This is a genomic window from Pseudomonas sp. NFX183 (assembly GCF_047943075.1).
Classification (GTDB): Bacteria; Pseudomonadota; Gammaproteobacteria; order Pseudomonadales; family Pseudomonadaceae; genus Aquipseudomonas.
In genome coordinates, this window is sequence record NZ_CP181333.1 from 1464539 (window position 1) to 1486955 (window position 22417).

A 22417-nucleotide genomic window follows, 5' to 3' on the forward strand; every position below is an offset into this window, starting at 1 on the left:
AGCCAGCTCCCACAGTTGATCCGGTGCCTACAAGGGAATTGAGGAGAATTTGAACATGCTGCAAGTCGACACGCTGCATCAGTACTACGGCGGTAGCCACATCCTGCGCGGGCTGTCCTTTGACGTGAAGATCGGCGAAGTCACCTGCCTGCTCGGCCGTAACGGTGTGGGCAAGACCACGCTGCTCAAGTGCCTGATGGGCTTGCTGCCGGCCAAAGAGGGCGCGGTGAACTGGGAAGGCAAGGCCATCACCGGGTTCAAGCCACATCAACGCGTGCACGCAGGTATCGCCTATGTGCCTCAGGGCCGCGAGATTTTCGGGCGGCTCACCGTGGAAGAAAACCTCCTGATGGGCCTGTCGCGGTTTCCGGGCTCCGAGTCCAAGGAAGTGCCGGCATTTATCTACGAATTGTTCCCGGTCTTGCTGCAAATGAAACATCGGCGCGGCGGCGATTTGTCCGGTGGCCAGCAGCAACAGCTGGCAATCGGCCGCGCCCTGGCCAGCCGCCCACGCTTGTTGATTCTGGATGAACCCACCGAAGGCATCCAGCCGTCGGTGATCAAGGAAATCGGCATGGTGATCAAGAAGCTCGCCGCCCGCGGCGATATGGCGATCCTGCTGGTGGAGCAGTTCTATGACTTCGCCGCCGAGCTGGCGGATCAGTACCTGGTGATGTCACGCGGCGAAATCGTCCAGCAAGGCCGCGGTGAAAATATGGAAAGTGAAGGTGTACGCGGGCTGGTTACCATCTAATCTGTAGCGTCCTGACGATAAGCACTCAACCATGAACCTGCCCGTTTCCCCTGCCCTGTTCACCCCCAGCTGGCATGCCGAGCTGGACCTCGGCTACGCGCGTTTCGGCGACACCACGCGCCCGGTGATGCGCCGCCACCTCGGCCCGCTGCGCGTGCAAAAGCACCTGTACGCCGAAGGCCCCCAGGTGTGCCAGCACATCATCGTGCACCCGCCCGGCGGGATTGCCGGCGGTGATCGCCTGGACATCCGCGCCCATGTTGGCGCCGGTGCCTGGGCGCAATTGACCAGCCCCGGCGCAGCCAAGTGGTACCGCGCCAGCGGCCCGGCCTTTCAACAGCTTGAATTGACCGTGGAAGCGGGCGCCACGCTGGAATGGCTGCCCCAGGAAACCATCGTGTTCAGCGCCGCCCAGGCCGAACTCACCACCCGCATTGACCTGCAAGGCGATGCCCGGCTGTTCTACTGGGATGTAGTCGCCCTCGGCCGCCCCGCCAGTGGCGAGCGTTTTGACCTGGGGCACTTTCAATCGCACCTGGATATCCGCCGCGACGGTCAGTTGCTCTGGCATGAGCGCCAGCGCATTGTAGGCGCCGATGGGTTGCTCGACTCGCCCATCGGGCTGGACGGGCAACCGGTGTTCGCCACGCTGTTGCTCACTGGCGATATCGAGCCTGAGTTACTGGAAAGCTGCCGCGCCCTGCCCCATGCGGTGCGCGGCGACCTGACCCAACTGCCCGGGTTGCTGGTGGCCCGCTGCCTGGCCAGTGAAGCGCTGCTGGCACGGGGCTGGTTGATTGATTTATGGCGTCTGTTGCGCCCGGCGGTACTGGGGCGAGAAGCTGTTTCACCGAGAATCTGGAGCACATGAAGATCTGAAGTGGAACCAGCTCCCACACAAGCCCTTTCCCACATTGATCTTCAGTGTTTTTAAGAATGTTGTTTATGAAGGACCTTGAACCATGGATTTGACCCCACGGGAAAAAGACAAACTGCTGATCTTCACCGCAGGCCTGGTCGCCGAACGCCGCCTGGCACGTGGCGTGAAGCTTAACTACCCGGAAACCATCGCCTACATTTCCGCCGCCTTGATGGAAGGTGCCCGCGATGGCCGCACCGTCGCCGATTTGATGCACTACGGCACCACCCTGCTCAGCCGTGAGCAAGTGATGGAAGGCATCCCGGAAATGATCCCGGATATCCAGGTGGAAGCCACCTTTCCCGACGGCACCAAGCTGGTCACCGTCCACCAGCCTATCGCGTGAGGCCGATCATGATTCGTGATGCAACCGAGCAAGACCTGCCGGCCATTCGCGCCATCTACAACGACGCGGTGCTCAACACCACCGCGATCTGGAACGAACAACCCGTCGACCTGGCCAACCGTCAGGCCTGGTTCACGGCGCGCCAGGCCCAGGCGTACCCGATTCTGGTGGCGGTGGAAAACGATGAAGTCACCGGCTACGCCTCGTTCGGCGACTGGCGACCCTTCGAAGGCTTTCGCTACAGCGTCGAGCACTCGGTGTATGTGCGCAATGACCAGCGCGGCAAAGGCCTCGGCCAGCGCCTGATGCAAGCGCTGATCGAGCGTGCCCGCAGCGCCGGCAAACACGTGATGGTCGCGGCCATCGAAAGCGGCAACCAGGCGTCTGTTCGCCTGCATGAGCGCCAGGGTTTCATCATCACTGGGCAAATGCCGCAAGTGGGCATCAAGTTCGGCCGCTGGCTGGACCTGACCTTTATGCAACTGACATTGAATCCGGGCGCCGAACCGCCCAAGGAGTGAGATCGATGAACACGGCTCAACTGCGTCGAGTGAATGCTGAAAGTTTTGCCCATTACCGCCTGGGCTTGATCGAGCTGTTGCTGGACGCGGTGAAGCATGGTGCGTCGGTCGGCTTCATGGCGGACTTCGATGAAGCCCAGGCCCGCGACTATCTGAAGGGCGTACAAGCCAGTATCGAAGACGCCAGCCTGCTGCTGTGGGTGGTGGTGCGCGATGAACAGGTAATCGCCAGCGTGCAATTGGCGCTGTGCCAGAAAGCCAATGGCCTCAACCGCGCCGAAGTGCAAAAACTGTTGGTACACAGCAGCGCCCGCCGCCATGGCCTGGGCCAGCAATTGATGAACACTCTGGAACTCGCCGCGCGCCAGCACAAGCGCGGCCTGCTGTACCTGGACACCGAAGCCGGCTCCGGTGCCGAAGCCTTCTACCAGTCGCTGCGCTACACCAAAATCGGTGAATTGCCCGACTACTGCCAAAGCCCGGACGGGCGCTACAGCCCGACCGCCATCTACTTCAAGACCCTGGGGCAACCTGCATGATTCCTGGTGAATATCAGATCCAGCCTGGCGATATCGAACTGAATGTCGGCCGGCGTACCGTCACCCTCAGCGTGGCCAACAGCGGCGACCGGCCGATCCAGGTGGGCTCGCATTACCATTTTTTCGAGACCAATGACGCGCTGACGTTTGACCGCGCGGCGAGCCGTGGCATGCGCCTGAATATTCCGGCCGGGACGGCGGTGCGGTTTGAGCCGGGGCAGAGCCGTGAGGTCGAGCTGGTTGATTTGAGCGGCGGGCGGCGGGTGTTTGGGTTTGCCGGGCGAGTCATGGGCGACCTTTAGGGCCTCATCGGGGGCAAGCCCCCTCCCACATTTGAATGCGTTCACACATCAAAGGTGGGAGGGGGCTTGCCCCCGATAGCAATTTCACATTCAACACAAATATTTCAGGGCACACACATGAAAATCAGCCGCCAAGCCTACGCCGACATGTACGGCCCCACCGTCGGTGACAAGGTCCGCCTGGCGGACACCGAGCTGTTCGTCGAAGTCGAAAAAGACTTCACTGTTTATGGCGAGGAAGTGAAGTTCGGCGGCGGAAAAGTCATCCGCGACGGCCAGGGCCAGAGCCAGTTGCTCGCCCATGAGGTCGTGGACACGCTGATCACCAACGCGCTGATCATCGACCATTGGGGCATCGTCAAGGCCGACGTCGGCCTGAAGAATGGCCGCATCCACGCGATCGGCAAAGCCGGCAACCCGGACATCCAGCCGGGCGTGACCATGGCCATCGGCGCCAGCACCGAAGTGATCGCCGGTGAAGGCATGATCCTCACCGCCGGCGGCATCGACTCCCACGTGCATTTCATCTGCCCGCAGCAGATCGAAGAAGCACTGACCAGCGGCGTCACCACCATGATTGGCGGCGGCACCGGCCCGGCCACCGGCACCAACGCCACCACCTGTACGTCAGGGCCGTGGCACCTGGCGCGCATGCTTCAGGCCAGCGACTCGTTCCCGATGAACATTGGTTTCACCGGCAAGGGCAACGCCAGTTTGCCGCAGCCCTTGATCGAACAGGTCAAGGCCGGCGCCATCGGTTTGAAACTGCACGAAGACTGGGGCACCACGCCTGCGAGCATCGATAACTGCCTGAGCGTGGCCGACGAGTATGACGTGCAGGTCGCCATCCACAGCGACACGCTCAATGAATCCGGCTTCGTCGAAACCACGCTCGCCGCGCTCAAGGGTCGCACCATTCACACCTACCACACCGAAGGCGCCGGAGGCGGCCACGCGCCAGACATCATCAAGGCCTGCGGTTTCCCGAACGTGCTGCCCAGTTCCACCAACCCGACCCGGCCGTTCACCCGCAATACCATCGACGAGCACCTGGACATGCTGATGGTCTGCCATCACCTGGACCCCAGCATTGCCGAAGACGTGGCCTTCGCCGAAAGCCGCATCCGCCGCGAGACCATTGCCGCCGAAGACATCCTGCACGACCTCGGCGCGTTCTCGATGATCAGCTCGGACAGCCAGGCCATGGGCCGCGTCGGTGAAGTCATCACGCGCACCTGGCAGACCGCCGACAAAATGAAAAAACAGCGCGGCCCGTTACCGGGTGACGGCGAAGGCAACGACAACTTCCGCGCCAAGCGCTACATCGCCAAGTACACCATCAACCCGGCGATCACCCACGGCATCAGCCATATTGTCGGCTCTATCGAAGTCGGCAAGTGGGCCGACCTGGTGCTGTGGCGCCCCGCATTTTTTGGCATCAAACCGACCCTGATTCTCAAAGGCGGCGCGATTGCCTCAAGCCTGATGGGCGACGCCAATGCGTCAATTCCCACGCCGCAGCCGGTGCACTACCGCCCCATGTTCGCCAGCTTCGGCAGTTCATTGCATGCCACCAGCCTGACCTTTATCAGCCAGGCCGCGCAGGCAGCCGGATTGCCCGAAGCCCTGGGCCTGAAAAAGCAGATTGCGGTGGTCAAGGGGTGTCGCGACGTGCAGAAGACCGACCTGATCCACAACGACTACCTGCCGGATATCGAAGTGGACCCACAGACCTATCAGGTCAAGGCCGACGGCGTACTGCTGTGGTGCGAGCCCGCCGACGTGCTGCCGATGGCGCAGCGTTACTTCCTGTTCTGACGCCTTGGCGACCTAGTCATGGGGTTCTGCGTGGACGTCTGCCAGAGACGGGGGAATGACAGAGGACAGAAACGCGGATGCTGCCCCTGATTCCCCGGCAGCGCTAGCGCCGGGGGAAGGGTGATGTGAAGGCCCATGGTGGGTTCCCTTGGGCGGTGATAAAGCGCTGGAGCTTTTCACCACCCGCCATTGGCCGGGCCTATCTATGCAGTGCTGCCATGCAGTGCTCGGCGCCTGAACGCGAGCGGCCCGGCGTCAGCTGTTCCAGTTTTCTCGCGGATCGAACGCGGCCTTTTTCGCCAGCTCCTGCCACAACGCCTTGACCTCATCGTCGCTGGTTTTCGGCATTACGGCCTTGAGCTGCACGAACAGGTATCCGCGCTGCCCGGCCTTGTTCAGCAGGCCATGGCCCTTGGCGCGCATGCGTTGGCCGTTCTGGCTGCCGGCCGGCACCTTGAGGTTGATCTTGCCGGTGAGGGTCGGTACGGCCACTTCCGTGCCCAAGGCCAATTCCCACGGCGCCAGGGGCAGGTTGATGATCAGGTTTTCGCCGTCCACTTCAAAGCGTGGGTGCGGCGCAAACTTGATGATCAGGTACAGATCGCCATTGGCACCGCCGCCAATGCCCGGCGCCCCCTGGCCCTTGAGGCGGATGCGCTCGCCGTCGGCCACGCCGGCGGGGATCTTCACGTTCAGGCTCTTGGTGGTGTTGCTGACGTGACGACCCGAGGCGTCGTATTGCGGCACCTGGAAGCTGATCTGCTTGGACTCGGTGGACAGCGTCTCTTCAAGGAATACCGACAGCTGCATTTCCACGTCCTGGCCCTTGCGCCCGGTTGGACGGCGCTGACCGCCGCCAAACGCGTCGCCGCGCGAGCCGAAGATCGAACTGAAGAAGTCCGAAAAGTCGCCCGCGTCCTGGCCGCCACCAAAGCCGCCACGGCTCTGCCAGCCCGGTGGCCCCTGGAACGGCTGGCCATGTTGGCCGTATTTGCGCAGTTCGTCGTATTCCGCGCGCTTATCGGCGCTTTTAAGCGCTTCATAGGCTTCGGACGCGTCCTTGAATTTCTCTTCGGCGTCTTTTTCCTTGCTCACGTCCGGGTGATATTTGCGTGCGAGCTTGCGATAGGCGGCCTTGATTTCCTTGTCATCGGCGCTCGGCTCGACACCCAGAATCTTGTAGTAGTCTTTGAAATCCATCGGCGGTTCACCATCCTTAATCGAGATCGCACAGCCCGGGGCACAACGTGCGCTGCATTGCACCTGTTGAGTGATGTGGCCTGGGGGTGCGTCAAAGTGTTATCGGCGCTAGCCGTATGCAACAGATGTGGGGGCAAATCCCGCACTTTCAAGCACGATTTAACGGATGGTCGGCCTACGCATCCGTGCCCGACTGGCATACACTGCGCGGCCGTTTTTCAACCGGAACCCGATAGACATGAAAAACCCATCCCCAGCCCGTGCCTGCGGTATCGACTTCGGCACGTCCAACTCCACCGTCGGCTGGATCCGCCCCGGCATGGAAACGCTTATTGCGCTGGAGGACGACAAGATCACGTTGCCGTCGGTGGTGTTCTTCAACTTCGAGGAGCGTCGCCCGGTGTACGGTCGCCTGGCCCTGCACGAGTACCTGGAAAACTACGAAGGCCGGCTGATGCGCTCGCTCAAGAGCCTGCTGGGTTCCAAGCTGATCAAGCACGACACCAGCGTACTCGGCACGGCGATGCCGTTCACCGACCTGCTGGCGCTGTTTATCGGCCAGCTCAAGAGCCGCGCCGAAGCCAACGCCGGCCGTGAATTCGAAGAAGTGGTCCTGGGCCGCCCGGTGTTCTTCGTCGATGACGACCCGATGGCCGACCAGGAAGCGGAAAACACCCTGGTCGATGTGGCCCGCAAAATCGGTTTCAAGGATATCTCCTTCCAGTACGAACCGATTGCAGCGGCGTTCGACTATGAGTCCACCATTGAGAAGGAAGAGTTGGTACTGATCGTCGACATCGGCGGTGGTACGTCCGACTTCTCGCTGGTGCGCCTGTCACCGGATCGCCGTCACAATGACAACCGTCACGACGACATCCTTGCCACCGGCGGCGTGCACATCGGCGGTACCGACTTCGACAAACAGCTCAGCCTGCAAGGCATGATGCCGCTGTTCGGCTACGGCAGCCGCATGAAAAGCGGCGCCTACATGCCCACCAGCCACCACATGAACCTGGCCACCTGGCACACCATCAACTCGGTGTACTCGCAAAAATCCCAGCTGGCCCTGGGCAGCATGCGCTACGACATCGAAGACACCGGCGGCATCGACCGCCTGTTCAAGCTGATCGAACAGCGCGCCGGGCACTGGCTGGCCATGGAAGTGGAAGAAACCAAGATCCAGCTGACCCACGAGGACAGCCGCCACGTGCTGCTCGACCGGGTTGAGCCAGGGCTGAGCGTGGAGTTGAGCCGCGCGCTGTTCGAGTCGGCGATTGATGGCTTGCTGGAGCGCGTGCGCAACAGCGTCACGCAGCTGCTGACCGATGCGTCGGTCAGTGTCGCGCAGGTGGACACGGTGTTCTTTACCGGGGGTTCCAGCGGCATTCCGGCACTGCGCCACAGCATTTCGGCGATGTTGCCGAATGCGCGGCACGTGGAAGGCAACATCTTCGGCAGTATCGGCAGCGGTTTGGCGATCGAGGCCAGCAAGCGTTACGGCAGCTGAGTTTCTGCCCGCCCCGCGTCGCGCCCATCGCGGGCAAGCCCGGCTCCCACATTCATGCGTGTTTTACCTTTGGGATACCTTTGAATGTGGCAGCGGGCGGGCTCGCGAAGGGGCCAGCCCAGGCCCCCTCAAGCGCTAGACCATGCCCGCCAGCTTCAGCTCACTCTTCAAATACGCATAGTAGATCGGCCCCGCCACCACACCCGGCAGGCCGAATGCGGCTTCGAACACCAGCATCGCCAGCAACAATTCCCACGACTTGGCACTGATCTGCCCGCCAACGATGCGCGCGTTGAGGAAGTACTCGACCTTATGGATCACGATCAAGTACCCCAGCGCCGCCACCGCGACCCAAATCGACAGCGACAGCGCGACGATGGTGATCAGCGTATTGGAGATCAGGTTGCCGATCACCGGCAGCAGGCCGACCAGGAAGGTCAGCACGATCAGGGTCTTGGTCAGCGGCAGGTGAATCCCGCACAGCGGCAGCACGATCCCGAGGAAGATCGCAGTGAACACGGTGTTGAGCGCGGCGATCTTGATCTGGGCGAAGACGATATTGCGAAACGCCTGGACCAGCAGGTGCAGGCGGTCGAACAGGGCGGCGGCCAAGGGTTTGCGTTTGGTCAGGTCGGGCACGCGCTGCAGGGCGATGATCGCGCCCAGCACCATGCCGATGAGCAGGGTGACGAACATGTGGGCAGCGTCTTTGCCGACCAGTTGCAGTTCGCTCAGGTGCTTGCTCAGCCAGTCGCCGATGGCCACGCGAAACTCGGCGGCGCTGGCGGGCAGGTAGGCGTCGAGGAACGGCGGCAGCTGGCCGCGCGCGCGATCGACCACGCCCATGAATTTGTCGAGGGAGGCCCCGGGATTTTCCGCTTCGTGGAGCAGGAAACTGATGGCGCCGGCGAAGATCAGGGCCAGCACGCTGACGATCAAGGTGCCGAGCAACGCCACAGCGAGCCAGCGCGCGCGCCGACCTTCGATGAGCCGCTGCAACTGTGGGGTGAGCATGTTGACCAGTTCATAAACCAACAGGCCGGCCAGCAGGCTGGGCAGCAGCTTGAGCGGCAGGACCAGCAATAATCCACCGAAAATGATGATGCAACTGACCAGCAACAACACGTGACGCTGAGAAAACGTTGGCATACAGCCTCAAAACGAACGGCGTTAAAGGATGGGCAGTCTGCCAGCCTTGAGGGAATCAAGCGAGAGGCCAGGGTGTGAATGCGATCAACTGTGGGAGCCGGGCTTGCCCGCGATGCAGGCGCCTCGGTGCAGCAAACTTACCGAGGTGATGCTATCGCAGGCAAGCCAGCTCCCACATTGAGCTCCAGCGTTGGCGAAATCGTGATCAGCCTTTGAGGCAAGTGCTCATAAAGGTCTTGCGTGCATCGCCGGTCAACGCCTTGGTTTTCGCCGTGGCATTGCAGTCTTTCATCTTCTGCTGCTGCGGCGTCAGGGTCTTGGCGTCGTTGGCTGCGGGAGCGGCCTTCAGGCAAGTGCTCATGAATGTTTTGCGCTCGTCGCCGGTCTTGCCTTTGGCTTCGGCGTTGCAGGTGGTCATTTTTTGTTGCTGGGCGGTCTGTGCGGCGGTGGCGGCAAACCCTTGGGAACACAACAGCAGGCCCATCATCAACAGCGGAATACGCAGCATCTTCATGGAGTTTTCTCCCTGTTGCCGTGCCGGGGGGCACGGCCTACGCAGCAGTGTAGTCAAAGCCCGTTACATCTTCATCGGCCACGGATATTAGTTCGACGATACTGCTCCGGCGTACAGCCGGCGTGGCGCTGGAACATCGCGATGAACGCCGAGGCGGTGCTGTAACCGAGGTCAAACGCCACGTGTTGCACGCTGCGCTGGCTGTCGAGGGCTTCGATGGCGGCGAGGTAGCGCAGGCGCTGGCGCCATTCGCCAAAGCTCATGCCCAACTCCCGCACAAATTGCCGCGCCAGGGTGCGTTCGCTCACATGCACGTGCTCGGCCCAGTGCGCCAACGGGCGATTGTCCCCGGGTTCGGCCTGCATGCCCTCAAGCACACCAAGCAAGCCAGGGTGGCGCGCATAGGGCAAGAAACAATCGTGAATCGGCGCTTGCTTGAGCTGGTCCACCAGCACCTGCGCCAGGCGCACATCCGCTTCGGTCTGCGCAATATTGACGTCGCGCCGGGCAAAGTCGCTGAGAATCGCCTTGAGAATCTCGCTGATCGCCAGGGTGCACGGCGCCTGCGGCAGTTGCTCGCACAGCTGCGGGGCCAGGCCCACCGAGCGATAGACAATTGCCTGGGCGTTGTAGGAACTGTGCTCGGTATTTGGCGGGATCCATACTGCGTATTGCGGCGGCGACATAAAACGGCTGCCCGCCACCTCCATACGCATGACACCACTCGCCGAATAGTCCAGCGAACCCCAGCCATGCCGGTGCGGCGTGCACTCGGTGTCGGGGGCGAAATCGGAGTAACGGAAGTAGACGGGGCTTGGCAGGCTGGGGAAATCGGCCAGGCGTACGGTGTGTCTGGGCATATTGTCTGGATACAAAGGTCGGTTGTCTGGATCGCAGTATAGGCTTCGATCCAGACAGGGGATAATCCCACCTCATCAACACACCTGGTTTCCTTCAATGCAATACGCGTATCCCCTGCTGGCCATCTTTATCTGGGCCGGTAATACCGTGGTCAACAAACTGGCCGTCGGCACCCTCTTTCCGGCAGAAATCGGCTTTTACCGCTGGTTGCTGGCGGCGCTGCTGTTTACCCCGTTCATGCTCAAGCCGGTGATCGCCAACTGGGCGCTGATCCGCCCGAACCTGGGCAAAATCTTCATCCTCGGCGTGTTGGGCATGGCGGTGTATCAAAGCCTGGCCTACTACGCCGCAGCACTGACCTCGGCGACCAACATGGGTATCATCCTCTCGCTGATGCCGTTGATGGCATTGACCGCCGCCATTATCAGCCTCGGCCAGCGCCTGACCTTTGGCGCGCTGACCGGTGCTGTTCTGTCGTTTGCCGGCGTAGTAGTGGTGGTGTCGGCCGGCAGTCTGGGCGCGTTGCTGCAACACGGGCTCAACCTGGGCGACGCGATGATGCTGATCGCCACCCTTGCCTATGCGGTCTACAGCACGCTGCTGAAAAAATGGCAGTTGCGCCTGCCGCCCCTGGTGTTGCTGTATTTGCAGGTGCTGGTGGCGGTGGTGGTGCTGTTTCCATTGTTCCTGTTCTCGAACAAGGCTGGCCTGGGCTGGGCGAATATTCCGCTGGTGCTGTATGCCTGCCTGCTCGCCTCGATGCTCGCGCCGTTGGCGTGGATGCATTCGGTGAAGACCTTGGGGCCAAGCCGCACCACGCTGTTTTTCAACCTGTTGCCGTTGATTACCGCGATGATTGCGGCGGTGGTGCTCAAGGAAAAGTTGGCGATGTACCACTTGGTGGGTGGATTGCTGACGTTGGGCGGGGTGATTTTGTCGGAGCGCTGGACTACGCCGGTGCGCCAAGAGGTCAGTGTGGCCTGATTAACCGCTATCGCAGGCAAGCCAGCTCCCACAGTTGACCGTGTTCCACATTTGGAATGGGGGCGAATGTGGGAGCTGGCTTGCCGGCGATGAACGATAACGCGGTCCGCCTGCTAAACCCCCGCCGCCTTCAGCCGCTGCGCATGCTCCACAAACAACCGAATCGGCTCCGCCCCCTTGCCCACCAGCCCCATCGACTGGTTGACGATGTCAAAGTGGTCCAGCGGGTAGTCATCGCCAATCACCAGCCCCAGGTGTGAGCTGTAGCGCCCGACCATGCCGTCGCACTGGCCCTTTTCGCGCACAAAACTGCGCGCAAACAACCGACAACCGCGGTTCGTGCCGTCCAGCAGGTTACGCCCGCGATCGGTCTTGCCAGGCTGCAAGGTGCCGGACCACGAGTAATAACACACGCCGTTGACCACCTCGGCGCCCTGCCCGCCCCACGTTGACGGCAAACCCTGGGGGAACTGACGGTTGAACAGCGCCACGCCTTCGCAGGTCAGGGACTGGTGCGAGGCCTGCACATCCACCTTGAAACGCGGCCCGCGGTAGCCGGTCTCAAGCACGCCCATCACCCAGGCCGCCACATGCAGCACCGCGCTCACGAACCGGCCCTTCCAATGGTCTGCGCGGTAATGAACCTGGAAGTGGTCTGCCAATTCCGAGCCATGGTTAGGCCCGGCCACCGATGTCACCGACGCCACCCACTCCGGGCGCCTGGCCGCCGCATAACGGGCCGTCAGCGAGCCCTGGCTGTGCCCGATCAGGTTGACCTTTTCGGCACCTGTTTCCCGGCGAATGCGCTCGATCTGGGCCAGCAATTGCTCACCGCGCACCTCACTGGCGTTCAGCGGCGCCACCTGCACCGGGAACACCTGCGCGCCGCCCGCCCGCAGCGCCGGAACAATGCCATACCAGTAAGGGAACAGCCCCAGGCGCACAAAGCCCAGCATGCCGGGCACCAACACAAGCGGGTAACGCGTGGCGAGGGATTCGTCCATGCAGCGGATATCCTGATCGGAGAGGCGATACGGTCATCCTAGACCACACGAGATGACCGCCCCATGACCGCTGGCGCTTTAGAAATGCCCCGCCAGGTCGCGCAGCTGGCGCTCGGCTTCCTCACAGGCACGCAGGAACACGCTTTTGTCCGACTTTTCACCTTCGGCGGCGATCACCCGAATGTCATCGATGCCGATGTAACCCAAGGCCGTGCGCAAGTGCGGGTCGGCATGGTTCATCGCCTCGTTTTCGCCACCGGGGCCAAACCCGTTGCCGCCGCGGCGGGTATCGATCTGGTGATTCGCTACAGCCTCGGCGACTACCCGAACCTTTACGGCCAGTATCTGCTCGATGAGTGCTTTGCGGTGTATGGCGCGCCTGACGTGGTCGCGTGGGCCAGCGCCGACGTGCCGACGCTGATCAGCGTGCAAGGGGCCGGTTACAGTGCGCTCTGCGTGCCGGGCCGTGAGCGGCATCCGCCGGTGCGCGCGTTTTTCCAGTGGGTGCAGGCGCAGGCGAAGCTGTCCAGCCAGGCACTTTAAAATCCGATAAAACTTTTTGCGTCGCGCAGCACTCACAACTTGGAGCGATCACGCCGGCAGAGCGTGGCGTAAAACCGGATTAGCACCAGGAGATTGAGATGACTGAAGCACATTTGACTGACGTTGCGACCCTGCGCTCACGCGCCCGCCAGAACGTCGAAAACGGCGCCGTCACCGAAGGCTACGACGCTGACCGCGAAGAAATCATTCGCCTGCTCAACGCGTCGCTGGCCACCGAGCTGGTGTGCGTGCTGCGCTACAAACGCCACTACTTCATGGCCACCGGCCTGAAAGCCAGCGTCGCGGCCGACGAGTTCCTGGAGCACGCCACCCAGGAAGCCGAGCACGCCGACAAACTGGCCGAGCGCATCGTGCAACTGGGCGGCGAGCCGGAATTCAACCCCGACCTGCTGTCGAAAAACTCCCACGCTCAATACGTGGCCGGCAACAACCTGAAGGAAATGGTCTACGAAGACCTGGTAGCCGAGCGCATTGCGGTGGATAGCTACCGCGAAATCATCCAGTACATCGGCGACAAAGACCCGACCACGCGTCGCATCTTTGAAGAAATCCTGGCCCAGGAAGAAGAACACGCCGACGACATGGCGGATATTCTGCAGGACCTGTAACCCGCCATACCGCTGAACCCTTGTGGGAGCGGGCTTGCTTGCGATAGTGCTGTGTCAGTTGATGAAGATGTCGACTGACTTACCGCTATCGCAGGCAAGCCAGCTCCCACATTTGGTTTTGGGTTTTGGCAGTTACTTTTTCACTGTCTTCAGGGCCTGACGGGGAGGATATTTGTCAGCCCTGTGACCCGCCACACCGCCGAACCCCTGTGGGAGCGGACTTGCCCGCGAAAGCGCTGTGTCAGTTGATGAAGATATCGACTGAGCCACCGCTATCGCAGGCAAGCCAGCTCCCACATTTGGTTGGGTTTTGGCAGTTACTTTTTCACTGTTTTCAAGGCCTGGCAGGGCGGATATTTGTCAGCCCTGTAACCCGCCACATCGCCGAACCCCTGTGGGAGCGGGCTTGCTCGCGAAAGCGCTGTGTCAGTTGATGAAGATATCGACTGACTTACCGCTATCGCAGGCAAGCCAGCTCCCACATTTGGCTTTGGGTTTTGGCAGTTACTTTTTCACTGTCTTCAGCGCCTGATGGGGCGGTTTTTTGCCAGCCCTGTAACCCGCCACACCGCCGCCCACCTGTGGGAGCGGGCTTGCCCGCGAAAGCGGTGGACCAGTCAACAAAGATATCGACTCAACCATCGCCATCGCCTGCAACCCCGCTCCCACATTTGGGTTTTGTCAGCTACTTCACAGTTTTCGGTGCTTTACCTTCTTTCATCTGCTGCAGCAACGGTGCGCACTGGTTCGGCTCATCGCCGCTCGGTGCTACCAATGCCAGTAACCCGGCCGCTGGGCCGGCGATGACGCCCAGTGCGACCATGCCGGCGCCGCGCAGGGCCAGAGGAATGGCTTTCACGCCCGCATTGGGCTTGATGAACGGCCCGTTGACGTACAGCGGTGAACGCAGGGAGAACAGGCGAAAGCCCTTCGACTCCGGCGTAATGGTGAGATCCAGCTGTTCGGTCGCCATGTTCGCAGTGCCGTCGATGTAGATGATCGCGTTTTCGGTATCGAACACAAACAAGCGAGTCGTGGCCAGGCCGGTCTTGATGCCGAAGTCTGCCGCCGCACAGTTGATCTTCACTTCCTTGTCGCCAAACAGGCGGCCCACCACGTAGTTGCCCACGTTAAGCCCGGCAATTTCCATCAGCCCACGGCTGATCGCGCCATCGTTAATGAGCATTTTCAAGTCGCCGTTGGACGTGCCCAGCAGCGCCGCCACGGAATTGCCGCGCCCGGAAATGTCCGCGTCGCCGTTGAGTTCACCGAAGCTGGTTTTCATCGGTTCGAAGGTTGGGAACAACTGCTTGAGCTTGAAGTTACGCGCGGTGAGTTTGGCGCGACCTTCCATCGGTACGGTGCGGCCGTTCAAGCGAATCTGCGCATCCAGCTTGCCGCCGGCGACGCCGAAACGCAGGGGTTCCAGGCTGAGTTCACCGTCATTGAGCACCAAGTGGGTGTAGAGATCGGTGAACGGCAATTCGGCGCTGTGCACGATGCGCTTGCCGGTGAACTCCACGTCAGCGTCCATCTCGCGCCAGCGCTCGGTGCGGAACTCTTCCACCGGCAGCACTTTGGTGGCCGGTTGCTTGCTTTCACCACCGCGGGCTTTTTGCTTGGCGTTGGAGTCGGCGCCGATCAAGGGCGCAAGGTCCGCCATCAGCAATTGGTTGGAAACCAACGCGCCACTGAGCTTGGGCCGTGGCTGGCTGGCGACGTAGGCCAGGTTGCCATGGATGTCGCTGTCGCCGATCTTGCCGTTGAAGTTCTCGTAGCGAAATGACGCGCCGCTGGCTTCATGCAGTTTGGCGATCAGGTGGCCGTCAGTGGAATAAGCCGGCGAGTCTGGCAGCGTCACGCCGGTCAGTGGGTACAGGTTGCCCAGGCTGCTGCCGGCGAGTTTCAGGCGCAGGTCCAGGGCGCCAAGGTTTAGCGGGTCGGTCAGGGTGCCGGCCAGCGCGATGCTGGTGTCGGCGATTTTCACCTGGGCTTGCAGCGGGAACGGCTTGGCCGCGTCCTGCAAGGCGAGCAGGCCGCCGATCTTGCCAGTACCCTCGAGTTTCTGGCCGTGGTACTGGCCTTTGACCTTGAGGCCGAACGCGTAGTCCTGTGGCGCCGAGCCTTTTTCCAGGGCCTTCTTGGCATCGGCGTCGCCGACGATTTCGCCGAAGGGAATCGGTTTGCCCAGCGGGTCAATGATGACGTCCAACTGACTCTTGAGTGTCTGGTCGTCCAGGGTCACGTGGCCCTTGTCGAAGCCGATGGCACCAATGTCCACCACCCAGCTGGACGGCTCGGCGTTGGGGTCTTTGGGATCGAACTTGAAGGTCCAGTTGGCGCGACCGTCGGCCAGGCGCTGCAGGTCTGCACTCGGCTCGGTGAGGTCGATACGTGGAATCACCACACGCTGCGCCAGCAGCGCCAGCGGTGAAATGCGCAGTTCTACGCGTTTGAGCGTGACCATCTGCGGCTTTTTCGACCAATCCGGGTTGCCCAGCGTCAGGTCTTCAGCGATCACGTGCGGCCATGGCACCCAGGCACGCCAGCCGCCTTCATCGGGCTCACGCGCCCATACCACCGCCAGGTTGCCATTGATGGCAAAGGGGCGATGCAGCTCTTCGGAGACCTTGGCATTGATCGGCGGTTTTAGGCGGTTCCAGTCAAAGAACACCAGCACCAAGACCACCACGGCGATTAACAGAACGAAGCTGGCGCAGCTCCAAGCGACGATTTTACGAGTGCGCGTCATTGCACAGGACTCCTGGTTACGACTGAGGGTGCGCGTTGCCACGCACCTTTTGACTACAGCTTATAAGGCTACGACTGACAAATGGCGTGGGGGTTTAGCCCAAGTACGAATTCCTAGCAAAAAAAGCGACTCCTCCTACAGCTCGAATCGACCAAACCATCAACAATGCACCGGTGTTACCCATGAACGGGTCGAAAATACCCACCATGGTGCAAAACCGCGGGCTTGAGAGGCGCGTTCTAGAGCCTCTGATGGGAACAATCAATTCTGTTGATTATTACCATTGTGTTTATGAACTTTTATATCGACTTATCGAGAGTAGCATTAGCCCTGTACCCACTTTATCGCCCTCCCAAGGAGCAACCCTCATGAAACGTCAAATACTCGCTACCGTTCTGCTGTCTGTCCTGGCTTCCAGCGCCTTTGCCCTGCCCGCCACTGAACAAGCAACCCCACAGAACAAAGCTCAAGCCGTTCAATCCAGCCAAACCCTGGCTCGCAGCGGCTCGCAAGAAGACGAAAACCGTGACTACGCCAAAGGCGCCGTCGCAGAAAATGGTTCGGAACACGCCAACAAACGTGCTTACACCGAAGGCGTTGCTGAAGGTGGCCGTGATCGCCTTGAACAGAAAGGTCTGGTAGAAGGCGGTGCTGAACAAGCCAACAAACGCGCCTACACCGATGGCGTTGCCGAAGGCGGTGCTGATCGTCTGCAAGAACTGCATCAAGCACAGAGCTAAGCCCGTGGTGGCCGAGAAAAAAGCCCGATCAGCCGATCGGGCTTTTGCTTTTTTATAGACTGCCTCACGCTTCACTCCCGCCAAGTTCGACGCCGACGAAGCTGTTTTGCTAGAGTGCGTCGCTGTACTTGCCGACAAAGTCCGCCCGCCGATGCTGCCCCGCGCTGAACAGAAGCAACAGACCCGCCTCGCCTTGATGGACGCAGCCCGCCATCTGATGGAGTGTGGCCGCGGGTTCGGCAGCCTGAGCCTGCGCGAAGTGGCCAAGACCGCCGGCATTGTGCCAACCGGCTTCTATCGCCATTTTGACGACATGGATCAGCTGGGCCTGGTGCTGGTAAGTGAAGTCGGCCAAACCTTCCGCGCCACGATTCGCCTGGTACGCCACAACGAGTTCGTGATGGGCGGCATCATCGACGCGTCCGTGCGGATTTTTCTGGATGTGGTGTCGGCCAACCGATCGCAATTCCTGTTCCTGGCCCGCGAGCAATACGGGGGCTGCCTGGCCGTGCGCCAAGCCATCGGCGCCTTGCGCGAAGACATCACCAGTGATCTGGCGGCTGACCTAACGCTGATGCCCAAGCTCCAGCACCTGGACGCCGAAGGCCTGCACGTGATGGCCGACCTGATCGTCAAAAGTGTATTCGCCACCCTGCCCGACATCATCGACCCGCCGGCCCATGCCCTGCCCGCCCACCTCACGCCCCAGGCGAAAATCACCCAGCAATTGCGCTTTATCTTCATCGGCCTCAAGCATTGGCAAGGCCTGGGCAGCACCGAGTAAGCCGATCAGCCCGCCGCGTGAAAACGCTTGGCGGTGGTGTAGTGCTTTTTCCAATAGCGGCTGTTCAATGAATCGATGCGCACGCGTTTGCCGGTGCTGGGCGAATGGATGAATTTGCCTTTGCCCACATACAGGCCGACATGGCTGACCTGCCCGCTGCCATTGCCCTTGAAAAACACCGCATCGCCCGGCTTGAGCGCGGCTCTCTGAACCGTCGCGGCGCTTGATCGGCGCATCTGCGTTGTCGTGCGCGGCAGGCGGATATTGGCCTGGGTCTTGAACAAATAGACCAGCAAGCCGCTGCAATCGAACCCCTGGCCGACGCTGGTGCCGCTGCCGTTATAGGGTGTACCGAGCAACGCATGGGCGCGGTCAATAACACGCGTGATCGACGCGTCAGGCAGGGCATTGGCCGCAACCGTGTCTGCGGCGCACCACAGACCGAGAATGACCAGACACGTAAAGCCTTTGAACATGATCGACGCCGCGGTGGATTAAGGACGGCGAATATCCTAATGAAACAGCGACGAGCTTCTTGAACGCCCTATCCGGCGTTCGTGTAGGTCAATTCCTGGAAAATTCCAGCACGAATCAGATGAAAGAAATTTCATGCGGCGCGCTGCGGATCTCAACGCAAAACGCCCACATCCGGTGCTATAAATCCAGCTACGCACCAATTGGAGGCACTGTCAGAATCGACTGACGCCCTATTCGGTGGCACGCCGCTGCTTGCCTACAAGGATTTCCCACGCGCGTGCGTGATTGGCAAGCCCCTTGCTCTAGCACTCTTATCGCTCATAGCTGGAAGCCTCCTGATGCTGGTGATCCACCGCCGAATCACGCCCCAAACCCTCTGGGCCGCTGAGCTGCTGCTGAATTTCGAAGCACGCAGCAAAAGCCGGCTGCGCTGTTTCAGTGCCGACGGCGAAGACGTCGGCCTGTTTCTGGAGCGCGGTCAGCCGCCGTTGCATGATGGTGAGTGCCTACAGGCTGAAGACGGACGCGTCGTACGCGTGGTCGCGCGCCCTGAACAACTGCTGCACGTCACCTGCAGCAGTGCGTTTGAATTGACCCGCGCCGCTTACCACCTCGGCAACCGCCACGTCGCCCTGCAAGTCGGCGACGGCTGGCTACGCCTGCTGGATGACTACGTGCTCAAGGCCATGCTCGAACAGCTCGGCGCGCAGACCGAAACCCTCGAAGCGCCGTTCCAGCCGGAACACGGTGCCTACGGCGGCGGCCATCACCATTCGCGCCATGGCGACGAAGACTTCAACTACCCACCCAAGCTGCACCAGTTCGGCGTACGTCCATGAACCCAGCCTGGGCGCTGTTGCGTCTGGCCAGTCCGCAATTGCCGATTGGTGGCTACAGCTATTCCCAAGGCCTGGAAATGGCCGTGGAAAATGGCCGCGTCAATGATGCCGCCAGTGCCCGGCGGTGGATCAGCGACCAGTTGCTGCTCAACCTGGCGCGCTTCGAAGCGCCCTTGCTGCTCGCCCATTGCCGCGCGGCGGCGGACCAGGACTGGCCGCGCCTGACACAGTTATGTGAAGAACACCGCGCCAGCCGCGAAACCCGCGAGCTGTACCAGGAGAGCCGGCAAATGGGCTACTCCCTGCAGCAACTGCTCAATGGTTTGCCGGAACTGGACGCCGCCGCACGCGCATTTGTAGAAAACTGCGCCGAACCGCACCTGGCCCTGGGCTGGGCGCTGGCGGCCCGCGCGTGGCAGATCAGCCCGGATGACGCCCTCGCCGCCTGGCTGTGGAGCTGGCTGGAAAACCAGCTTGCCGTGCTGATGAAAACGTTGCCGTTGGGACAGCAGGCCGCCCAGCGCCTGACCAGTGAGCTGCTGCCGTTGCTGCAGCAAGCCCAACAGGACGCCAGTCGCCTGGACTTCAACTCTTTTGGCAGCGCCGCGTTCGGCCTGTCCCTGGCGTGCATGGCCCACGAGCGCCAGTACAGCCGCCTGTTCCGTTCCTAAGCCCTTTTACTTCTGTGGAGAAGCACATGAACACACAACCCTTGCGTGTCGGCATCGGCGGCCCGGTGGGCTCCGGCAAGACGGCCCTGACCCTTGCGCTGTGCCTGGCGCTGCGCGATCGCTACAACCTGGCCGTGGTGACCAACGACATCTACACCCGCGAAGACGCCGACTTCCTGGTGCGCAACCAGGCCCTGGCGCCGGAGCGCATCATCGGCGTGGAAACCGGCGGCTGCCCGCACACGGCGATTCGTGAAGACGCCTCGATCAATCTTGAAGCGGTGGACCAGCTCAACCGCCGCTTTCCCGGCCTGGACCTGATTCTGGTGGAGTCCGGCGGCGACAACCTGTCGGCGACCTTCAGCCCTGAACTGTCAGACCTGACTATCTACGTGATCGATGTGTCGGCCGGCGACAAGCTGCCACGCAAAGGCGGGCCCGGTATTTGCAAATCCGACTTGCTGGTGATCAACAAGATCGACCTGGCCCCGCTGGTCGGCGCCTCGCTGGAATTGATGAACAGTGACACCCAGCGTATGCGCAACGGTAAGCCCTTTGTGTTCAGCAACCAGAAAACCGGCGTCGGCCTGGATGAAATCGTCGCCTTTATCGAACGTCAGGGCTTGCTGACCGCAGCCTGATACCACCCTGAAAAGGAGCCTGTTCATGGGTCTCAACAAACTTCTCGCCACCGCAGCCTTGCTGCTCACCCCAGCCCTCGCCTTCGCTCACCCCGGGCATGGCGATAATGGGCTGGTCGCCGGCATCAGCCACCCACTGGGCGGCATCGATCACTTACTGGCCATGGTCGCAGTCGGCCTCTGGGCGGCGCAGCAAAAAGGCAACGCACGCTGGGCGCTGCCTTGCGCCTTTGTCGGCACCATGCTGATTGGCGGCCTGCTGGGCTTTGAAGGCCTGGAGCTGCCGGCGCTGGAAAGCGGGATCGCGGCTTCGGTGCTGGCGCTGGGCCTGGCCGTGGCGCTGGCGGTGCGGCCGCCACTGTTCGTCGCGGTGGCTGCAACGGCGTTGTTTGCACTGTTCCATGGCGTGGCGCACGGCTTGGAGCTGCCGGACATGTCCAGCCCTTGGGCGTATGCCGCCGGTTTTGTCGGCGCGACGGCGGTGTTGCACGCGGCCGGGTACGCGGTGGTGCGTTTTCTGCCGACGGCGGCTGCGCCATTGGTGCGGGTGGCCGGGGCGGCTTCGGCGGCCACGGGGGTTTGGTTGCTGGCGGGCTGATTTGCGGCGCTGCTGAAGGCCTCTTCGCGAGCAAGCCCGCTCCCACATTTAACCGCGTCCTAGCGTTGGAAAGCGGTCGAATGTGGGAGCGGGCTTGCTCGCGAAAGCGGTCTCAAAACCACCATCCATCCCAAGCCTGCTACCATGCGCGCCTACACCCCTGCCGTGACGACGCCAGCCGATGCCCACCGCTCCAAGTTCCGCCTCCCAGCCTTCGTTGAATGCCGTGCTCACGCACTTCCATGACCTGATCGTGCCGCTGTGGCAGGGCCCGGGCTGGAATGCCGAGCTGGCGTTGCCCTATGAGGCGCTGGACGCCAATCACCAGCCTTTGCCCCCGCAACGCTATCGGGCCATGGCCTGCGCGCGGCAGCTGTACCTGTTCGCCAGCCTGATCGGCGAGCCGCAGGCGGCCTTTGCCGAAGAGCGCGCGGCGGCGCTGTTTCGCTCCCTGCAACGGCACTTTCACGACGCCGAGCACGGCGGCTGGTTCTACAGCATCGACGCGCACGGCAAGCCGCTGGATAAGCGCAAAGACCTTTACACCCACGCCTTCATCATCTTTGCCTGTGCCCACTACTGGGCCAAAGTGCGTGAGCCATTGGTGGAATCGGTGCTCAATGCGGCGCTGGCCGTGGTCGCCGAACGTTTCGCCACAGGCGACGGCCTGTACGAAGCGGTATTGGAGCGCAACTGGTCATCCCTCAAGTCCGGCCCCCTGCAAAACCCGCTGATGCACTTGGCCGAAGGCTTTCTCGCCACCCTGGCCGTGCGTGAAGACGCCGTCACGCAAGATGCACTGCTGGACCTTGCCACGGCCATGCAGAAGCGCTTCATCGACCGCGAGCACGGCGTAATGATGGAGAAACCGCTGGGTGCTGTGGATAACTGGTTTGAGCCCGGCCATCAGTTCGAATGGTTCTTTTTGCTGGCGTCTTCAGACGTGCTTCGCGGCACCGCGCTGCATGCCTCGTTGACGCGGGCGTTTGCCTACGCCGAGCTCAAGGGTGTGGATAAATCGAGCGGCGCGGTCAGCGGCATGCTCGCCCTGGACGGCACGGTGCGCGATGGCACTCAACGGATCTGGGCCCAGGCTGAATACCTGCGCGCGCTGACCTTGCGGCCCGCCAGCGAGGCAGTGCTGCAACGCCAATTGCTGGCGCTGCAACAGCACTTTTTGCATGACAAGGGCTGGCATGAATGTCTGGATGCCCAGGGCGTAGTGAGCCGACGGGACATGCCGTCGACCACGCCGTATCACTTGGCGACCTGCTATCAGGGTTTGATCCAGTATCTAGGCTGACTTTCAGGGCCGCATCGCGGGC

General features: G+C 61.6%; 24 protein-coding genes and 2 pseudogenes. 18 read left to right on the forward strand and 8 right to left on the reverse strand.

The genetic code is table 11. The annotated features are described in order from the left end of the window. The first annotated feature begins 55 nt into the window (after positions 1 to 55). From urtE to ureC, 7 genes are all read left to right on the forward strand, one after another. Positions 56 to 754, forward strand: coding sequence for an urea ABC transporter ATP-binding subunit UrtE (urtE, locus tag ACM530_RS06950; protein WP_416364492.1), 699 nt, complete (start codon positions 56 to 58; stop codon positions 752 to 754). A gap of 31 nt (positions 755 to 785) precedes the next feature. Beyond that, complete coding sequence (locus tag ACM530_RS06955; protein ID WP_404486642.1) at positions 786 to 1625, forward strand: urease accessory protein UreD; 840 nt, start codon at positions 786 to 788, stop codon at positions 1623 to 1625. Between the two features lie 91 nt (positions 1626 to 1716). Then, positions 1717 to 2019, forward strand: a complete 303-nt coding sequence (gene ureA, locus ACM530_RS06960) for an urease subunit gamma (protein WP_003171437.1) — start codon at positions 1717 to 1719, stop codon at positions 2017 to 2019. 8 nt (positions 2020 to 2027) lie between these two features. Continuing rightward, the gene (locus tag ACM530_RS06965) at positions 2028 to 2540 is read left to right on the forward strand and encodes a GNAT family N-acetyltransferase (protein WP_145160247.1); all 513 of its coding nucleotides are present in this window, start codon (positions 2028 to 2030) and stop codon (positions 2538 to 2540) included. A 5-nt stretch (positions 2541 to 2545) separates the two neighbouring features. Continuing rightward, a complete protein-coding gene (locus ACM530_RS06970) occupies positions 2546 to 3079 on the forward strand; it encodes a GNAT family N-acetyltransferase (protein ID WP_145160245.1) in 534 nt (177 codons plus the stop codon). Then, the gene (locus ACM530_RS06975; protein ID WP_416364493.1) at positions 3076 to 3381 is read left to right on the forward strand and encodes an urease subunit beta; all 306 of its coding nucleotides are present in this window, start codon (positions 3076 to 3078) and stop codon (positions 3379 to 3381) included. The genes ACM530_RS06970 and ACM530_RS06975 overlap by 4 nt, the downstream gene beginning before the upstream one ends. A 117-nt stretch (positions 3382 to 3498) precedes the next feature. Continuing rightward, positions 3499 to 5199 carry an urease subunit alpha gene (gene ureC / locus ACM530_RS06980; protein ID WP_145160240.1) on the forward strand — a complete coding sequence of 567 codons (1701 nt, stop codon included), beginning with the start codon at positions 3499 to 3501 and terminating at the stop codon, positions 5197 to 5199. 255 nt (positions 5200 to 5454) lie between these two features. On the opposite strand, the gene ACM530_RS06985 is transcribed toward ureC, so the two are convergent. Then, entirely contained in the window at positions 5455 to 6399 is a 945-nt protein-coding gene (locus tag ACM530_RS06985; protein ID WP_145160238.1) for a DnaJ C-terminal domain-containing protein, read from the reverse strand. 238 nt (positions 6400 to 6637) lie between these two features. Between ACM530_RS06985 and ACM530_RS06990 the strand changes: the two genes are divergently transcribed. Next, a complete protein-coding gene (locus ACM530_RS06990) occupies positions 6638 to 7906 on the forward strand; it encodes an Hsp70 family protein (RefSeq protein WP_012721959.1) in 1269 nt (422 codons plus the stop codon). Between the two features lie 135 nt (positions 7907 to 8041). On the opposite strand, the gene ACM530_RS06995 is transcribed toward ACM530_RS06990, so the two are convergent. The 3 genes from ACM530_RS06995 to ACM530_RS07005 form a co-directional block, all read right to left on the reverse strand. After that, entirely contained in the window at positions 8042 to 9055 is a 1014-nt protein-coding gene (locus tag ACM530_RS06995; protein WP_145160234.1) for an AI-2E family transporter, read from the reverse strand. A gap of 205 nt (positions 9056 to 9260) precedes the next feature. Continuing rightward, the gene (locus ACM530_RS07000; RefSeq protein ID WP_145160232.1) at positions 9261 to 9569 is read right to left on the reverse strand and encodes a PsiF family protein; all 309 of its coding nucleotides are present in this window, start codon (positions 9567 to 9569) and stop codon (positions 9261 to 9263) included. 71 nt (positions 9570 to 9640) lie between these two features. Further along, a complete protein-coding gene (locus ACM530_RS07005; RefSeq protein ID WP_369301540.1) occupies positions 9641 to 10429 on the reverse strand; it encodes an AraC family transcriptional regulator in 789 nt (262 codons plus the stop codon). Between the two features lie 97 nt (positions 10430 to 10526). Here ACM530_RS07005 and ACM530_RS07010 point away from each other — a divergent pair, with 97 nt between their 5' ends. After that, positions 10527 to 11414: a DMT family transporter gene (locus ACM530_RS07010; protein ID WP_145160227.1), complete on the forward strand. Its 888-nt coding sequence runs from the start codon at positions 10527 to 10529 to the stop codon at positions 11412 to 11414. A gap of 113 nt (positions 11415 to 11527) precedes the next feature. On the opposite strand, the gene ACM530_RS07015 is transcribed toward ACM530_RS07010, so the two are convergent. Together ACM530_RS07015 and ACM530_RS07020 are read right to left on the reverse strand one after the other, a co-directional pair. Beyond that, complete coding sequence (locus tag ACM530_RS07015) at positions 11528 to 12418, reverse strand: esterase/lipase family protein (protein WP_416364494.1); 891 nt, start codon at positions 12416 to 12418, stop codon at positions 11528 to 11530. A gap of 78 nt (positions 12419 to 12496) precedes the next feature. After that, a pseudogene (locus ACM530_RS07020) lies at positions 12497 to 12712 on the reverse strand (NAD(P)H-dependent oxidoreductase); the annotation flags it as partial. Between ACM530_RS07020 and ACM530_RS07025 the strand changes: the two are divergent. Both ACM530_RS07025 and ACM530_RS07030 read left to right on the forward strand, forming a co-directional pair. Then, positions 12701 to 12961: pseudogene (locus ACM530_RS07025) on the forward strand (LysR family transcriptional regulator); the annotation flags it as partial. The pseudogenes ACM530_RS07020 and ACM530_RS07025 sit on opposite strands and share 12 nt — an antisense overlap. 98 nt (positions 12962 to 13059) lie before the next feature. Beyond that, positions 13060 to 13590: a ferritin-like domain-containing protein gene (locus ACM530_RS07030; protein WP_106577657.1), complete on the forward strand. Its 531-nt coding sequence runs from the start codon at positions 13060 to 13062 to the stop codon at positions 13588 to 13590. A gap of 685 nt (positions 13591 to 14275) precedes the next feature. Here the strand turns inward: ACM530_RS07030 and ACM530_RS07035 are convergent. Further along, a complete protein-coding gene (locus ACM530_RS07035) occupies positions 14276 to 16342 on the reverse strand; it encodes an AsmA family protein (protein WP_262210658.1) in 2067 nt (688 codons plus the stop codon). A 368-nt stretch (positions 16343 to 16710) separates the two neighbouring features. Here ACM530_RS07035 and ACM530_RS07040 point away from each other — a divergent pair, with 368 nt between their 5' ends. Beyond that, positions 16711 to 17082: a hypothetical protein gene (locus ACM530_RS07040; protein WP_106577655.1), complete on the forward strand. Its 372-nt coding sequence runs from the start codon at positions 16711 to 16713 to the stop codon at positions 17080 to 17082. A 151-nt stretch (positions 17083 to 17233) separates the two neighbouring features. Further along, the gene (locus ACM530_RS07045) at positions 17234 to 17866 is read left to right on the forward strand and encodes a TetR family transcriptional regulator (RefSeq protein WP_416364495.1); all 633 of its coding nucleotides are present in this window, start codon (positions 17234 to 17236) and stop codon (positions 17864 to 17866) included. Between the two features lie 5 nt (positions 17867 to 17871). Here the strand turns inward: ACM530_RS07045 and ACM530_RS07050 are convergent, their stop codons facing one another. After that, entirely contained in the window at positions 17872 to 18342 is a 471-nt protein-coding gene (locus tag ACM530_RS07050; protein WP_416364496.1) for a C40 family peptidase, read from the reverse strand. A 339-nt stretch (positions 18343 to 18681) separates the two neighbouring features. Between ACM530_RS07050 and ureE the strand changes: the two genes are divergently transcribed. The 5 genes from ureE (at position 18682) to ACM530_RS07075 (ending at position 22395) form a co-directional block, all read left to right on the forward strand. Then, positions 18682 to 19182, forward strand: a complete 501-nt coding sequence (gene ureE, locus ACM530_RS07055) for an urease accessory protein UreE (protein WP_416364497.1) — start codon at positions 18682 to 18684, stop codon at positions 19180 to 19182. Continuing rightward, entirely contained in the window at positions 19179 to 19853 is a 675-nt protein-coding gene (locus ACM530_RS07060; RefSeq protein ID WP_416364498.1) for an urease accessory protein UreF, read from the forward strand. Before ureE ends, ACM530_RS07060 begins: the two co-directional genes overlap by 4 nt. Before the next feature lie 26 nt (positions 19854 to 19879). Further along, positions 19880 to 20494, forward strand: coding sequence for an urease accessory protein UreG (ureG, locus tag ACM530_RS07065; RefSeq protein WP_017849719.1), 615 nt, complete (start codon positions 19880 to 19882; stop codon positions 20492 to 20494). A 25-nt stretch (positions 20495 to 20519) separates the two neighbouring features. Further along, complete coding sequence (locus tag ACM530_RS07070; RefSeq protein WP_145160211.1) at positions 20520 to 21092, forward strand: HupE/UreJ family protein; 573 nt, start codon at positions 20520 to 20522, stop codon at positions 21090 to 21092. Between the two features lie 181 nt (positions 21093 to 21273). Then, positions 21274 to 22395, forward strand: a complete 1122-nt coding sequence (locus ACM530_RS07075; protein WP_416364499.1) for an AGE family epimerase/isomerase — start codon at positions 21274 to 21276, stop codon at positions 22393 to 22395. Positions 22396 to 22417: the final 22 nt, after the last annotated feature.